The sequence below is a fragment of the Schwartzia succinivorans DSM 10502 genome (genome assembly GCF_900129225.1).
GTDB lineage: Bacteria > Bacillota > Negativicutes > Selenomonadales > Selenomonadaceae > Schwartzia > Schwartzia succinivorans.
In genome coordinates this window covers 1-15700 of record NZ_FQUG01000009.1, presented here as the reverse complement: position 1 = coordinate 15700, position 15700 = coordinate 1, and the positions used below count along the sequence as shown (strand labels likewise).

The 15700-nt window shown below is 47.7% G+C and carries 15 protein-coding genes and 2 rRNA genes; all 17 read right to left on the bottom strand.

What is annotated here, in order from left to right; translation table 11 throughout:
* Nucleotides 1-150 precede the first annotated feature (150 nt).
* Entirely contained in the window at nt 151-2247 is a 2097-nt protein-coding gene (gene ccsA / locus BUA83_RS10270) for a cytochrome c biogenesis protein CcsA (protein ID WP_072936207.1), read from the bottom strand.
* A gap of 3 nt (nt 2248-2250) precedes the next feature.
* Complete coding sequence (locus BUA83_RS10265) at nt 2251-2622, bottom strand: cytochrome c maturation protein CcmE domain-containing protein (RefSeq protein ID WP_072936206.1); 372 nt, start codon at nt 2620-2622, stop codon at nt 2251-2253.
* Nucleotides 2619-3245 carry a cytochrome c biogenesis protein gene (locus tag BUA83_RS10260; protein WP_268793931.1) on the bottom strand — a complete coding sequence of 209 codons (627 nt, stop codon included), beginning with the start codon at nt 3243-3245 and terminating at the stop codon, nt 2619-2621. The genes BUA83_RS10265 and BUA83_RS10260 overlap by 4 nt, the downstream gene beginning before the upstream one ends.
* A gap of 15 nt (nt 3246-3260) precedes the next feature.
* Nucleotides 3261-3932, bottom strand: coding sequence for a heme exporter protein CcmB (locus tag BUA83_RS10255; RefSeq protein ID WP_072936204.1), 672 nt, complete (start codon nt 3930-3932; stop codon nt 3261-3263).
* Nucleotides 3904-4533, bottom strand: a complete 630-nt coding sequence (locus BUA83_RS10250; protein ID WP_072936203.1) for an ABC transporter ATP-binding protein — start codon at nt 4531-4533, stop codon at nt 3904-3906. The genes BUA83_RS10255 and BUA83_RS10250 overlap by 29 nt, the downstream gene beginning before the upstream one ends.
* Entirely contained in the window at nt 4530-5201 is a 672-nt protein-coding gene (locus BUA83_RS10245; RefSeq protein ID WP_072936202.1) for a Crp/Fnr family transcriptional regulator, read from the bottom strand. Before BUA83_RS10245 ends, BUA83_RS10250 begins: the two co-directional genes overlap by 4 nt.
* Before the next feature lie 179 nt (nt 5202-5380).
* Complete coding sequence (locus BUA83_RS10240; protein ID WP_072936201.1) at nt 5381-6943, bottom strand: bifunctional metallophosphatase/5'-nucleotidase; 1563 nt, start codon at nt 6941-6943, stop codon at nt 5381-5383.
* A gap of 125 nt (nt 6944-7068) precedes the next feature.
* Nucleotides 7069-8334, bottom strand: coding sequence for a porin (locus tag BUA83_RS10235; protein WP_072936200.1), 1266 nt, complete (start codon nt 8332-8334; stop codon nt 7069-7071).
* A gap of 290 nt (nt 8335-8624) precedes the next feature.
* The gene (gene sdaAA, locus BUA83_RS10230; RefSeq protein ID WP_072936199.1) at nt 8625-9491 is read right to left on the bottom strand and encodes an L-serine ammonia-lyase, iron-sulfur-dependent, subunit alpha; all 867 of its coding nucleotides are present in this window, start codon (nt 9489-9491) and stop codon (nt 8625-8627) included.
* Nucleotides 9492-9503: 12 nt separating this feature from the next.
* Complete coding sequence (gene sdaAB / locus BUA83_RS10225) at nt 9504-10169, bottom strand: L-serine ammonia-lyase, iron-sulfur-dependent subunit beta (RefSeq protein WP_072936198.1); 666 nt, start codon at nt 10167-10169, stop codon at nt 9504-9506.
* A gap of 60 nt (nt 10170-10229) precedes the next feature.
* Nucleotides 10230-11066, bottom strand: coding sequence for an Asp23/Gls24 family envelope stress response protein (locus BUA83_RS10220; protein WP_072936197.1), 837 nt, complete (start codon nt 11064-11066; stop codon nt 10230-10232).
* 48 nt (nt 11067-11114) lie between these two features.
* Nucleotides 11115-11948: a PHP domain-containing protein gene (locus tag BUA83_RS10215; RefSeq protein WP_072936196.1), complete on the bottom strand. Its 834-nt coding sequence runs from the start codon at nt 11946-11948 to the stop codon at nt 11115-11117.
* Nucleotides 11949-12099: 151 nt separating this feature from the next.
* The gene (locus tag BUA83_RS10210) at nt 12100-12876 is read right to left on the bottom strand and encodes a TIGR00282 family metallophosphoesterase (RefSeq protein ID WP_200796054.1); all 777 of its coding nucleotides are present in this window, start codon (nt 12874-12876) and stop codon (nt 12100-12102) included.
* Between the two features lie 9 nt (nt 12877-12885).
* Complete coding sequence (locus BUA83_RS10205) at nt 12886-13410, bottom strand: hypothetical protein (protein WP_072936195.1); 525 nt, start codon at nt 13408-13410, stop codon at nt 12886-12888.
* 191 nt (nt 13411-13601) lie between these two features.
* Complete coding sequence (gene rny / locus BUA83_RS10200; RefSeq protein WP_407695188.1) at nt 13602-15128, bottom strand: ribonuclease Y; 1527 nt, start codon at nt 15126-15128, stop codon at nt 13602-13604.
* Nucleotides 15129-15413: 285 nt separating this feature from the next.
* A 5S ribosomal RNA gene (gene rrf, locus BUA83_RS10195) occupies nt 15414-15530 on the bottom strand.
* Between the two features lie 65 nt (nt 15531-15595).
* A 23S ribosomal RNA gene (locus tag BUA83_RS12770) occupies nt 15596-15700 on the bottom strand; the annotation flags it as partial.

The window sequence follows — 15700 nt, the reverse complement described above, 5'->3', positions numbered from 1 at the left end:
TCATTTATTTTCATTATATCATCATAAAATTTAATCGTATGTTGCACTAGCAACGTTTTTATAGAAAATTTTTACAACAAAACCGATTGCTTTTATTTTTACAAAACCGCGAAACGCCGGGGAATTTTTCCCCGGCGTTTTTCCTTCTTGCTATTCTTTTGCAGCTTTTATACACCCAATTGTAACAAGCATCGTGCCAAGCCACAATATCCATATTCCAGGTTTTGTGCTTACCGATGCGGTCACCGGCATAGCCTGTTCAGATTCCAGGGACGGCATGCACTCCATGCGTATAGTACGGCCATCTGAAGAAACACCTGTTAAACGTATGCGCGAGGCCCCGCCAAACACTTCAACAGGCTTTGATGTACCGCCTTCAGCAGTCGCGCGTATCCAGGGCTTAGCATGTTCTACGCGCTCTCCGTCCGTAATCTCTACATCAGCCGTCACGAGCGTTGTGCCGTCATTCTTTTCTTCGTATTCAACAGATTCAAAACGGTACGCATAAGCTTCGTCCATAGCAATTTTCCCGTGTTTAAGCAGCATTTCTCTTCGTTCCGCACTTAAAGGCGACGGAGCTATATACACATCGCCTGCGGCAAAGTGCCCTATAGCAGGTTCACGCGCCGCATCCTCCCCATTTGCGCGCAGCTTAGTCAGAGCGGAATATTCTGTTCCATCCACCCGAAAAACATAGCGCTTTTCTGAACCATCCTCAGTAAAACGCTGCCCTTCATAGATAATTTCATGACCAAAAAGCTGCTGTGGTGTCCCTGTGATAAATTCACTGGAAACCTGACGGCTACCGCTTCCGGAAAGCACAATGGCAAAAAGGCCGATTGCGACTCCAAGATGAGCAGTGAAGCCTCCCCATTTTATCAGCTGTTTTTTCTTTGCCATGCAAACACATCCAACAGCAAAGAGCGAAGCGCCGGAGAGCAAAATTGGAAGCGGCGCGCGAAGGCCTATGCCAAGTGCAGCCATAATCCCCAGTACAAAGAAAGCCATCGGGAGTATAAGCCGTTTCTTTTCTGTTTGTTTACCCCATCGCTTCAGACTTCCGATGCCCATAACAAGCATGAGTACCACTGCAAGTGGCATCAATGTCCGTACATAGAAATCTGTATTGACCGCCGCAGGTTTACTCACAAGCTGCGTCAAAAGAGGCATAGACATTCCTATAAAGACAATAGCAGAAGCAAACACAATCAAAAGCGACCCGAGAAGCATGAAAAACTCGCGGCTATTGTGGTCCGTATACATTTCACCCTGTGGAAGAAGGCCCGCACGTACAATCATCAAGATGAGTCCTGCCAGCAGCACGGTTCCGTCCGCGACCGCAAGCATGAGACCTATTCCTGTCCCACTGAAGGAATGGACCGAAAAATCTCCGAGAATACCGCTTCGAGTAAGAAACGTTCCGTAAATAACCAGTGTATACGTAAATATTACCGACAGATGCACCATAGGGATAACTGCCGGCCGGATTTTTGCTGTACATAGCACATGGAGCATGACACCCGTTACAAGCCACGGTACAAGGGAGGAATTTTCCACAGGGTCCCACCCCCAATAACCGCCCCAGCCGAGAACCTTATACGCCCAATAGCCGCCGATAAAAATACCCGCACCCAAAAACGCCCACGCACAAAGCCCCCATCTGCGCACAGAATTCATCCATCCCGTTCCCATGTCCTTTTCAATAAGCGCCCCGCAGCAGTACGCAAACGGCACGGCAAGAAGTGCGTATCCGACAAAAATTATTGGGGGATGTATTGCCATCCATGGGTCCTGCAGCAGAGGATTAAGCCCCACACCGTCAAGCACCGATTCCTCTATAGGACGGAAAGGGCTTTTTTCAACACACAACACGGTCAAGAGAAGTTGAATAAGTAGATATACTGTTAATCCACCATATTTCATTCTTCCTTTATAAACAAGCCATGCACCTGCTGTGGCATGTATTAGCAGCCATAAGAGGAAGGAACCTTCCTGTCCGGCCCAAAAAGCTGAAATCTTATACATTAAAGGAAGATTCTTTGATGAATAGGCTGCAACATATGCAATGTCAAAACGATTCGTCAGCAGAAATCCCATGAGTACGGCAGCTGCGGCAAACGCCGCAAAAAACGCCAGATATACCAGTACCCTGCCCAAGCAGCCCGTTTTTTCCCGCTCTGTTCCATAACACAGGACTGCTCCCGTAGATGCAAGAAGTACCACACACAAAAAGACAAATCCTGCCATTTTCTATTTTCCCTTCTGCTGCTCGTATTTCGACGGACATTTGATAAGCAGCTTTTCCGCATGAAAAGCGCCTGAATGATATTTCCCCACCGCAACAATATGATGTGCCTGATCGAACTGATCCGGCTTTGTGCCTTTGTAACGAACCATCATACTCTCACTTGTTTCCTCATCCTTCAGAAAAAACACAAAGGTATCTCCCTCCATGTGAGGAGCGCTTTCCCTATCATCCAAAAGCCCCTTAACCTGCACGCTGCCTGATGCGTTTTTGGCGGCTGCGATGCCGACATACGGGGTCAGTGAGTCCACGAAGCTCCATCCTGCATATCCTATAAAGGCCAATAAAAGAACAACCAGCAGAGCCTTTCGGTTCATATCTTTTCCTCCTTACGGGAACTCTTCAAAAGCAGCCAGATGTAAATCAGCGTTGCATCCGCTGCCGCCGCAAAAAGCGTAACCAGCATCACCGGATCCATATCTACAGAGCCGCTGCCGTTCAAAACCGGTGTCGGATGCAGCGAAAAAAACAGGCGTGGAACGATAAACACGAGAAACGGCACGGTCAGGAAAGAAAAAAGTGAGTATACCGCTGATACCCTGGCCCTGCGATTGTATTCCTCCATTGCAGCCCTCAGTGTAAGATACGCCCCATAAATTAAAAGCAGCACCAGGATTGTCGTCTGTCTTGGGTCCCAGTTCCAATAGGCCCCCCATGTAAGCTTTGAAAATACGGCCCCGCTGACAGTGGCCAAAAGTGTGAATACAAAGCCAAGTCTTGCCGAGGAAAATGAACGCGCATCATCCCGTATATTTCCCCTGCGAAGATATGCCGCAGCCCACCATGCACTCATAAAAAAGGCAATAACGGATACCCACGCCGCAGGAATATGCAAAAACGCGATACGGACCAGATTCCCGAGCCCTTCCGCAGGAGGCACGACGAAGAATACTGCACCGGCTACCATTACTGTCAATATCACAATACACGCACCAAGCACAAACTTCACCCCCATTTACTCCGCATACCAGAGATAATCAAACAAAATCGATGCTGCCACAGACAAAATCATATCGTACAAAACGATTCCACCAAAAAAGCTCAGTGATACCACGGTTCCTCCAAACGCCGCCTCTGTCAGCCGGATTGCCGGAAGAAAGACAGGCAGAATCACAGGAAGCATCAGAACCGAAAACAGTCCGCTTCGAACCCCTGCTCCGACAATCAGCGCGGAAAGCAGCGTTCCGGCCGCCGAAATACCCCAAAGACCTGCGCCAACCGTACAAAGCAGCAGCAGTATCTCTTTCGTTTCCACTCCAAGAAATACTATGAACAGCGGCAAAAGAAGTACAGTGATAACGGTCAGTACAAAAAACTCATAAAGCATTTTGCCGAACAGCACAGCCTGAGAAGGGGCATATACACGCAGAGCCATAAGTGTTCCTTCAGCTTCTTCATCTGAAAACACACGGTCCGACCCTGCCAGTGAGGAAAAGAACAACAGAATCCATAAAAGTGCTGCGAAAAGCTTTGGTTCTGCTGAGGTTCCGCCCAGTGCAAAGCTAATGCACACCAGCGACGTAAAAGAAAACATAAGCATTGCCGCCCACGCTGCACGAAACCTCAAACCTGTCATAAGCTCTTTTCGAAGCACCAGCTTAATTCCCTGAAAGGTCGATGGCTTCATCTGCCGCCCCCCTTTCCCTGCTGTCATTTGTTGCGAGCAATATAAGCTTTTGCTCAGATGCTCCGCGCTTTATCTCACGAAGCACCATTGCACGTCCCTCATCATCCAGATTTGCTCCCGGTTCATCCAAAAGCCATATATCCGCTTTCGATGCCAGCATCACACAAAAAAGGAGACGTTGCCGCATGCCTGTAGAAAATTCACCGACTCTGGTTCTTTTTACTGCCTCTGGAAGTATTCCGACACGTTCCAGCACCTCCTCATACTGTCTGCCATCTAACGCTATCCCCCTAAGCCCAAGAAAAAAAGAGAGATTTTCCAGCGCCGTAAGTCTCGGATAAAATCTTAGCTCCGGCGACATATAAGCGAGAGACATACGAAGTTCTTCCCCCTGCAGCACCATGTCTTCTTCCTTTATCGTGACACGTCCACTGTCAGGAAGCATGAAGTGCCCAGCCAGTTTTAAAAAAGTTGACTTTCCGCATCCGTTCGGTCCAACGACCGATGTAATCTGCCCCCCACAACATACGGCAGATAAATTTCTCAGAACCTTTCTTCCCCCAAAGGATTTATCTACTTCTTCAAACACAATCATTTTCATAAGCGCTTCTCCACGCACAGCTGCATCCAGTCATCCTCGAAAGAGATAATACCCTCTGCTTTCATAATAGACAGCTCTCGCGTAAGCGCGCTTCGATTGCACTCCAGTTCCTTTGCCATCTGTATACGTCCCGGAATATGAACCTTATCCACTCCCTGCCTCCACATCTTCTGCTGAAGGTACAAAACGATCCGCTCCCTAAGAGTCTTCTGCGATAAAAGCTGAATCTTTTCTGCCATAATGACGGTCTTCCAAGCGAATACCTGCAAAAGGTGCTTCATGACCACTCCATGAATACGGCCCATGCGGGCTCCTGAAGTCAGCAGGATATTATATGGAATCCAAAGAACAAGCACATTTGTTGTCGCAACAAGAGACAAATTCATTGCCTTATCCGGAAGAATCGCAGTAGTAATTCCTACGAGTGCCCCTCGTTCCAACGAATGGCTTACGGACTCATTTCCGTGTACATCCTCTGAGATTACCTGTATTTCACCCTCAACGATAACACCGATATTTTCGTTTTTCTTCCCCGCCTGCAAAACATATTTCCCCTTTTCATATCTCCGAACTGAGGCGTTCATTCCTGCAAGGAACTGATCTGTTTCCGCTGCTGTCAGCCCCTCAAAAAGATGCAGCAGGTGAAGATCAAGATGATACCCGGCCATTTCCACACCCCCAACATTTTTAAATTTTCATAATCTACTTACTACTATACCATCAACTGCCACACTATGATGTTGCAATTGCAACATCACAAAAAGCAATCTATGATGGACATACGCTAAAAATAAAGGGACCATGACAAAATGCTGACGCATTTTTCACAGTCCCTTTTAGTTGTACTTTACGCCGCTTCTTTGCTGTCCGTTGCAGCCTCTTTGCCAAGAACCGTTATTCGGCCCATGTCAGCTCCTACCTCAGCTCCGGAGTTCATATAATCTGCCACGACACTTTCTACAGTATCGAACTCTCCGACGACAGGCGCGCCGACCAGCATACTATAGTCGTCGCCACCGTCGCATAAATAATCTACTGTTGCAAACGTATAATCCTTCATCGGGTCAAGAGGTTCTTCTCCTACAAGGATATCCTGCACGCGCTCTCCCGGTGCTTTTGACGGGTCAAAGGAGAAGGTCAGGCCACTAAAGTCAAGAAAACCTCCGAAATTGCCCGGCACCTGTGATACCGAATGCTCAACCATAGCACGAACTACAGCACCCTTTATACGAATTGCTTTTAATGTATTGCCGAAGGGAGTAATTTCCATTAAGTTTCCACGCGTTACATCGCCCTTCGGAAGCTTTTCGCGCAGACAGCCTCCGTTGATGGCAGCAATATCTGTTTTTGCCGTTGCCCTGAAGGCATCCGCATAAAAATTCCCAAGCTCGGCTTCCCTTGAACGTACAATATCTCTTTCCGCTGTAAGCTCACGACCGCTATGAGCGACAACCTCATTCATCAGCTTGTCGCTTTCAGCGTTAAGACGTTTCAGAGTATCGGTAACGGCCTTGTCCGGCTGAGGAGCGATTTTCTTCATTTCCTCTGCCTCAATCAGTCTTGCCTTTTTTGAAACGACCTTGTGATCCTCAACCTTTACAGTTACCTCTCCGAGGCAGTAATCGTGCCAGCCGGTCTGTACAATCAGCGTCTGATTGACCAGCTCGCCCTCAGGCAGACGTGTGTGGCTGTGTCCGTCAACGATTACATCAATTCCGGGGACTTCCCTTGCAATCGTTTCGCTCTTGATTTCAGAACCAAGGTCCACTCCCATGTGCATGACTGCGACAACAATGTCGCAGGACGGGCGAAGCATGGATACCATCGCACGGGCACACTTCACCGGGTCAAGAAATTCAACCTCTGTGACATTCTTCGGATTAGTTTTGTACTGTGTTTCCGGTGTCGTAAGTCCGAATACGCCGACAGTTACACCGTTTTTCAGCTTAAAAATCTCATACGGACGGAAGGGAAGCGCACGCTCCGTCTGCCCCTCGGGCGTTTCTTTCATCGCAATATTTGCGGAAAGAACGGGAAATTTGAATTCTTTGGATATCTTATGAAGCTGCGCAAAGCCATAATTGAAATCATGATTTCCGGGAACGGTAACATCCATCCCTGCCTCATTAAGAATAGGAACCATTGCCTCGCCCTTCGTGATATTGATACGCGGCATACCGTGAATCAAATCACCTGCATCAAGCCACAGCGCTGTCTTGTGTTTTTTCCCCTCTTTTACAACAGCCGCAATTTCAGCCAATCCAACAGACTTGCCGTAGTCATCCCCGGCTTCGACACGTGCATGTATATCATTTGTGTGATAGAAGGTTACCTCTGCCGCAAATGCAGGTACAGCAAAAAGTAAAAGCACCAGCACAAATGAAAATCCTGCCGCCAATCTTCTCTTCATAAATTTCTCCCCTTTCTTTTCTTCAAAAAATTTTCACGTTGTAAGAGTTCGTCAAAGGTTTGAAAAATCCTTTTTCACGTAGAAAAAAACTCCCGCCGAGGCGGGAGTTTTTAGTTAATATCAAATTAGAAGTACATCTCAACGCGTGTGAAGATTTCTTTCTTCTTCAAATCTGTGGAGAGCTGTTTGCCGTCGAAGTATTCAGCCATGAGGAATACATTCTGCATGATTGTGTACTTGGCACCGACGCTCCAGCCCTTGTTGTCGCGTGCACCGACGTTGTATGTTGGAGCAAGGACAGCATAGTTGCCGATGTGGCGGTATGCAGCGTAGAGACCGAAGGAGCCTACCTGATTGAGTTTTGCTCCTTTGTAATCGAGCTGTGCGCTCCATGCACGGCGATGCTTGGATTCGATGTCGCCGGACGTATTCGCAGCATAAGCACCGTTCAAAGCGAAGTTCTTATCGAAGCGGTAGCCAAGTCCGACTTCCCAGATGCTTGCTTTCTTTGCGTCATAAAGCTTGCCTGCATAATCAGCATTTTCAAAAGCATCCTTGTTGCTCAGATGATAGTATGCAGCACCTGCTTTGAACTTCTTGGACTGATCTGTATCTACCTCAATACCCATGAGTGTGGAGGTTTTTCCGTCAATGAGGTCATCATTGCGATAACGGCCGGCAAAGAGCTTCAGCTGTGCCTTTTTGCCGAATACGACCTGTCCGCCGGACATCTCATCATCGAATACCATACCGCCGTCTACCGTGGAGAAAGCCGGGAAGCGGCCAAGGTCGATGACCGTAGCGCCGTAAGTACCCTCAACATAAGCACGGTTCAGGAAGATGTTGCCGTCAGCGCCTGTGGAATTCTTTGCAGAATCCATATCTGACTTGTACTCGATACGAGCCTTTCCTGTCCAGTGCTCGTTAACCTTTGCGTCCATCATGAGGCGGAGCCGGAAGTCATTCGTGTTTTTGTGGTCCTTCTGACCTTCAACGCGTGTACGGTCATAGGTGTAACGCATCAAGCCGTACCATTTTACGTTGTCAACCTTCTTCTCCAGTGCAGCAACGCGAACACCCAGTGCATTGAGTTCATCCGCGAACTCAGCAGCCAGCTTGTCAATCATTGCCTTGTCAGCAGCGGAAACACCATTCTTTGCCATAGCGCGTGCAACCATCTGAGCCATTTCATAGCGTGTGATTTCCTGGTCGCCACGGTACGTGCCGTCGCCATAGCCTTCGATTACACCGTCTGCAGCGAGCTGTGCAACTGCATCATAAGCCCAGTGGTCAGCAGCAACATCTTCAAACGGATTAGCAGCTGCAAACGTCGTGGATGCAGCGCCGACGACCAATGCCGTCGTAAGTGCGGATACAAGAGTCTTCTTCATTAAGAACCCCTCCTAAAATTTTTTTGCTTCATCTCCCCGTGAAGCATGTTGTTCATCCATTATGGACAAACAACGGGAGGATTCCTTTTGTTTTTACATAAATCCATTTAGAGTATCCATGTTTCCTCTTATAATAGACAGATGCAACAACAAAATTTCACCTATGCGTAATAGAATAACATATTCAGCTATACATAGCAAGGTATCCCTTGCAATAAAAACATGTATACAAAAGAAAAAGAGGTGCAAATGCACCCCGATAATGATTTTGACGCGGAAATTTGAATATATCAACCGTAAATTTTCTTTTGAAGCGCCAGACCTGTTTTTGTTGTTGCAAGTCCACCCTCTGCCGTCTCCTTAATATCCCTCGGCATGGCACGTCCGATACGGTCCATTGCGTCAATGACCTCATCCACAGGGATAACTGATTTCACCCCGGCAAGAGCCATATCGGCCGCCAGCATAGCGTGAACTGCAGCAAATCCGTTGCGTTTTACGCAGGGCACCTCAACAAGACCTGCCACAGGATCACACGCAAGTCCAAGGAGATTTTTTATGGCAAGTGCCACCGCGTGTCCAATCTGTTCAGGCGTTCCTCCACCAATTTCCGTAAGTGCCGCAGCCGCCATTCCTGCAGCAGAGCCGCACTCGGCCTGACAGCCTCCCAAAGCGCCTGCGATAGAAGCGTTTTCGTCAATTACCATTCCGATACCCGCCGCTGTAAAAAGCGACATGACAATATCTTCCTCCGCCCGTCCCTGCTCATACGCCTCAGTGAGCACAGCAGGAACAATTCCGCAGGAGCCTGCCGTAGGGCATGCAACAATACGCCCCATTGAAGCATTTACCTCACTTGCCGCAACAGCAAAAGCAGCTGTAGACAATCCTGCCTGCCCCAGAAATCCCTTCAGCTGATGTCTGTAAAGCTTGGGCGCGTCTCCCCCGGTCAATCCGCTAACTGAACGAATACCTCCCTTGAGTCCTTTTTTCACGGACTCATACATGACCTTCCAGTTTTGCCGCATTTCATCAATAAGCTCTTCCCTTGTACGCAGCTTCTGCTCCGACTCCACCGCCAAAACAATTTCATGCACAGGCTTCTGCCGCTCGGAAGCAATGCGGATTAGCTCCGCTATTGTATGAAAGTTATCCATAATACCCTCTCCTCACCCTATCGCCGGTATGCTGAAAGCCTGCTGAATTCCGTCTACTCCCTTTATTGCCTCGATAACAGAAGGAAGCGGCTCCTCATCCAGCTCCAAAATCGTCATTGCCTCTTCGCCGCGGTTTTTGCGGGCAACATGCATGAATGCTATATTAAGGCCTCCCATTCCGAGAATTGAGGTGATATTCATAATGACACCCGGCTGGTCACGCTGTATCGTAACAACCGCAGGATACCTTCCCGCAAGCTCAACGTAATAATCATTGATTTTCGTAATGAGGATATTTCCTCCTCCCACCGATGCGCCGCGCACCACAGCAATATTCTGATGGAGTCCCGTCAGATGAAGCTCCGCCGTATTCGGGTGTGCACCGGGAATATCAGCTTTTTGAAAAGCAAATTCCAGCCCCTGCTCCTTTGCAATAGAAAGAGAGTCCCTTATACGTTCGTCATCAGGCTTCATTCCGAGCACTCCTGCAATCAGTGCCTTATCCGTTCCATGTCCTCTGTAAGTCTGGGCAAAGGAGCCCGACAGCATGATACCAGCCCTTGTAACCGGCTCACCCAGCACCTTTCTCGCCATTAGTCCAAGCCTGACTGCACCTGCCGTATGTGAGCTTGACGGCCCGATCATGATTGGACCGATAATATCAAAAACACCGTGCATAATGTCTGCCTCCCAAAAAGAGACCTGCCCCTTTACGGAGCAGGCCCCATTGCCTGTATTTCATGCGTTCACTACATAAAGTGTACGCACAACAATATTCACATGATGAACGACCATTCCGGTCATGTACTCTATAGCTTCCTTTATTTTCTGCTGGGTTTCATGTATCAGCGTTGGAATATGCTTGCCGTAATGGAGCACGACCTCACAGGACACCTCAATACCTCTGTCCTCATCGCCATACATAAGATGGCGTACTCTAACGCTCCCTACAGAGCTGACAAATTCCTTCTCTCCGATAAGCCGCTTTACGATAGCACTTACAGCCGAATCATCAATACTGAGTTTTCCATAGTAACTGAAAACCGGACGCACAATGGATTTTTCCCCTAGGCGTCTCCGACGGGCAGGTGCCTTTTTGAAAAACGACTGAATAGGATCAATGAGATATCCCGAAAAATGAGGCTTCAGCTCAATAGTTGGAACCGGAATAATATGCTTTCCTTCCTTGAGCCGATAAAATGCCGCCTTCGCCATTTCGTCCTTCGTAGCTATATCCTCAATGTGAATAAGCTTCGAAATCGGTGGAAGGCCAAGCTTCTTCGCAATCTTGTGTGTCATATTCTCAGAGGTTCCTAAAATCAGGATTCTCTGCGGCTTCATCTCTTCCAAAGCCTCGCGAACCTCTTCGGCATGTCCGGGGAGCACAAAAATAGCGCGCCTTACCGCCATAATCTTGCTCTTTTCATGCTTTGCAGAATGTCCGGCAATAATCTTGCCGTCGCGTATCAGAATACCATCATCAATAATCGCGTCCGCTCCATATTGATGAGCAACAAGAAGGGCGCGATGGCTTTTCCCCGTACCGCTCGGTCCTACCAGGGCTATAACATCCATAAAATTTCACCTGCCGATAACTCTAAAAGTCAAATCAAATAAGTAATCTCACTCAAGCGCCTTGGGCGGATGGAAAAAAGGCTTTGCCAAATCATCATCAATCGTAACCACGCCCAGTTTTTCCGGAAAACGTGTTGAAAGCGCATGGAAATCAGAACCGCCTGTCATGAGAAGTCCATGTGATTTCGCCATATCACTGTAACGCGCCGTATCCTCCTCATCATGCTGCGGATAAAACACCTCAATACCGCCAAACGGCATCGACAGCAAATGCTCAACCATTTGATCGTCCCCAACGAGCTTTGGATGTGCCAGAACAGGAACTCCACCTGCGCCGCGAATTAAATCCACAGCTTCATTAGGCTGAATTCTGTAATGCGGGACATATGCAGGACATCCGTGCTGAAGAAGCGTATCGAAAGCCTCCCTGATTGTCGGAACAATGCCTTTTCTCACCAAAGCACGCGCAATATGGGCACGTCCTATGGAACTGCTGGTTCCCCCAATCTGGAGCACATCACTCTCAGAAAGATCGAAGCCAAGCTCCCTGAGCTTTGACAAAATCTGTGTAAACCGCATCCATCTGGATTCCGCCAGTTCTGTTACTTTGTCCGAAAGCTCCTGATTATATATATCTATATCATAACCGAGCACGTGGACATCATGTCCGTCCATCTCGGTACTGAATTCAATCCCCGGAATAATAGACAGCGTCTTTGAGGGATACAGCCCCTGCTCATAAAGATGCCGTATACCGTCTACCGTATCGTGATCCGTAATCGCGATATATGTAAGACCGGCTTCCTTAGCCGCATCCAATACCTCTTCCGGCGTCAGACGCCCATCGGAAAACGTAGTGTGGATGTGCAAATCACTGGGCATACCGTCTCCACTTCCTCTTCTCTGCTTTGAAAGCATACTTACCGAACATAATCTATATATGATATCATTTTACCACAATTTGAAGAAAAACGCACCAAATGCCAACTAAAACAAAAACAGGAGCTTTTTTCACAGCTCCTGTCCTGCGCAATTACTCTTTAATCATGATTCTTTCTATTCCGGTTGTCTTGTTTGTAGACTCATCAATGTCAAGAATAACAGCCGAATAAACATTAGGCCCCCCTGCCAGCTCAAATCTGACAGGCATTCCGGTTGTAAATTTCTGCAGTATTATATCGTTTTTGACTCCGAGCACCGAATCCCATGGTCCTACCATACCCAAATCCGTGATGTAAGCAGTACCGTTCGGAAGCACCCTTTCGTCAGCTGTCTGGATATGAGTGTGTGTCCCGACTACTGCATTCACCCGTCCGTCAAGATACCAGCCCATCGCCATTTTTTCTGATGTGGTTTCAGCGTGAAAATCCAGGAGAAGAATATCGCACTTATCCTTCATTTCCCTCAGAATATCCTCAACCTTTTGGAATGGGCAGTCCATAGGTGGCATGAACGCACGGCCTGAAAGATTCATCACTCCGATATTTTTTGCCCTCCAGGGGTATATGCACCACCCTTTGCCCGGTGCTCCTTCAGGATAGTTTGCAGGGCGAATCAAAAAAGGCTCCTGGTCAATAAACTCCAGCACATCCTTTTTATCCCATATATGATTTCCACTCGTAACAACATCCGCGCCTGCGTGCAGAAGCTCATCAAGTGCCTTGCGTGTAATACCTTTGCCGCCTGCAGAATTTTCCCCGTTCACGACAACAATATCTACCTTTTTTTCCTTACGCAGCTGCGCTGTGTATTTAGCAAAGGCCGCCCTACCCGGGCGGCCTATAACATCGCCTACCATTGCTATGCGCACAGTAATCCCTCACTTATTAAAAACCAAAACCCGGCCTTCCTCGCGGATTCCGACCATGCGGTTCGTTCCATTGCTGACCTTAAGATTGCATATCATATGGTCGATTGCATCCTCATGAGCTTCCTGCTCCATCTCATAGGCTGCTGTACCGTTATCAGGATCCATAATAAGGATATTTCCAAAATGCTCCCTCATAATAGTACTCAGCATACTAATCTCACCCTGCGATATAGTCTTCACATCGCGTATGATATGGAAAAAAGCTGTATGCCCCTGACCTTCAAGAAAAATCTCGACATCAGCATCCTGAAACCCCTCAAGCGAATGATACGACTTGATGCTCTCCTTGATAAGCATACCCACATCCTCATAAGCCTGACGCTTCGGAACCTCCTTCATCGCAAACGCAAAATGAAGCGCACTGCGTGAAGGCTCATAACTTACCGTTCCAATCTCAGGATAACATACCAAAATCGAAATCAGCAGATTGATACCATCCATATTCGGCTTTTTCTTCTTTCCAAAGCTGACCATTGGTATTCCCTCACTTCTGATAATAATCGTAATCGAATTCAGATTAACACCGATTGTGGGTGCTAGTTCTCACGTTAGAAGTGAGAGTCTTAGCATCTGTTAGCATCGGATAAAAAAGAAGGATGCTGCGAAGTGAACCTCACAACATCCTTCTGTTCATCTGACTTCACTGTTCTTTTATCATATACCCATTACTTGGCATAGTCAACCACGCGCGTTTCGCGGATAATTGTCGCCTTAATCTGACCCGGGTACTCAAGCTCGGACTCGATTTTCTTGACAATATCATGAGCAAGTCCGACAGAAGCAACATCGTCAACCTTATCAGGCTTAACCATTACGCGTATCTCACGGCCCGCCTGAATAGCGAAGCAGCTTTCAACGCCATCGAAGGATTTCGCAATCTCTTCGAGACGCGTCAGGCGTTTGAGATATGCCTCAAGGCTTTCACGACGGGCGCCCGGACGTGCAGCGGAAATAGCATCTGCTGCTGCAACCAGAACAGCCTCAACCGTCATCGGTTCAACTTCACCGTGATGCGCCTCAATAGCATTTACAACTTCCTTGGACTCATGATGCTTGCGAGCGTAGTCTGCACCAATCTGAGCATGCGGTCCCTCTACCTCATGGTCTATGGCCTTACCTATATCATGCAAAAGACCGGCACGTTTTGCCAGCATAACATCCACACCAAGCTCTGCAGCCATGATTCCTGCAAGATAGGAAACCTCTACAGAATGATTAAGTACATTCTGACCATAGCTGGTGCGATATTTCAAACGGCCGATAAGACGGACAAGCTCAGGATGAAGTCCGTTGACACCTGTGTCGAAGGTAGCCTGCTCACCGGCTTCCTTAATACGCTGATCAACCTCATGTCTTGCTTTATCAACCATTTCTTCAATGCGTGCAGGATGAATACGTCCATCCTGAATGAGCTTTTCCAATGCAATGCGAGCCACTTCGCGGCGCACCGGATCAAACCCGGACAAAATAACCGCCTCAGGGGTATCATCAATAATAAGACCGATACCGGTAAGCGTCTCAAGAGCGCGGATATTGCGCCCCTCACGACCGATAATACGTCCCTTCATCTCATCATTTGGAAGGGCTACGACTGAGACCGTTGTCTCTGCTACCTGATCAGCGGCACAACGCTGAATTGCCTGTGAAACAATATCACGGGCAATCTTGTCAGCTTCATCCTTTGCCTGCTGCTCATAATCCTTAATCATTTTAGCTTTCTCAAGCTTCATCTCATCTTCAGCCTCGGCCATCAACAAGGTCTTGGCTTCTTCTGTCGTCATCTGAGAAATCCGCTCAAGCTCAGCCTTCTGCTGTTCATGCAGCTCTGCAATCGAAACACGCTCTTTCTCAAGTGCTTCATCCCTTGCAGAAAGGTCTTCTTCCTTTTTCTCCAGCAAATCCATCTTGCGGTCCAGGTTCTCTTCCTTCTGGACAAGACGGCGTTCCTGCCTGGATAATTCATTTCTGCGGTCTTTCGTATCGCGGTCAAGATCCTGACGCAGTCTGTGGATATCCTCCTTAGCCTCGAGCAAAGCCTCCTTCTTCTTCGCCTCGCCCTTCGCCTCCGCGTCCTCCAAAATGCGTTTCGCCTGCTCCTCTGCAGAACCAATCTGCGACTCAGCCTGCTGCTTACGCATTGTGTAGCCCGCGCCTGCGCCAACAATCAGTGCAAGTACTGCTGCTAATACCAATTCTAAGATACTACACGCCTCCTCTTTGATTAAATTTGTAAAACATTTTGCTTTTTTAAGCGTTGTAAATCATGATAGTAGTGGCAACTATACAAACTTTATTGTAATGAATTTAATGTAATAAGTCAACCGTATAAGGGGTTCACGCGTTTACGAAATTAAAAAGAAAATTTAGAAAATTTCTTAGAAAAGTGAAAAATAATTTTTTAACGGGTTCCCCGGTCGGATAGGCGTATGTTTCTCTAACAACGAAAAAAGAGACATGCGTTATACATGTCTCTTTTCAACCGGCAGCTTCCTATCCTCCCGGGCCGTCTCCAGCCAAGTACTTTCGGCCTTTACGTGCTTAACTACTGTGTTCGGAATGGGAACAGGTGGAACCACGTAGGCATCACCACCGGATATATTTTGTTAAGAGATTGCTCTCTCAAAACTATACAGAAGAAGATTCGAACATTTTAGTCTTGTAAGTCAAGCCCTCGGCATATTAGTATTGGTCCGCTTCATCCCTCACGGGACTTCCACTCCCAACCTATCAACCTTGTCGTCTTCAAGGTGCCTTACCAGCTTGT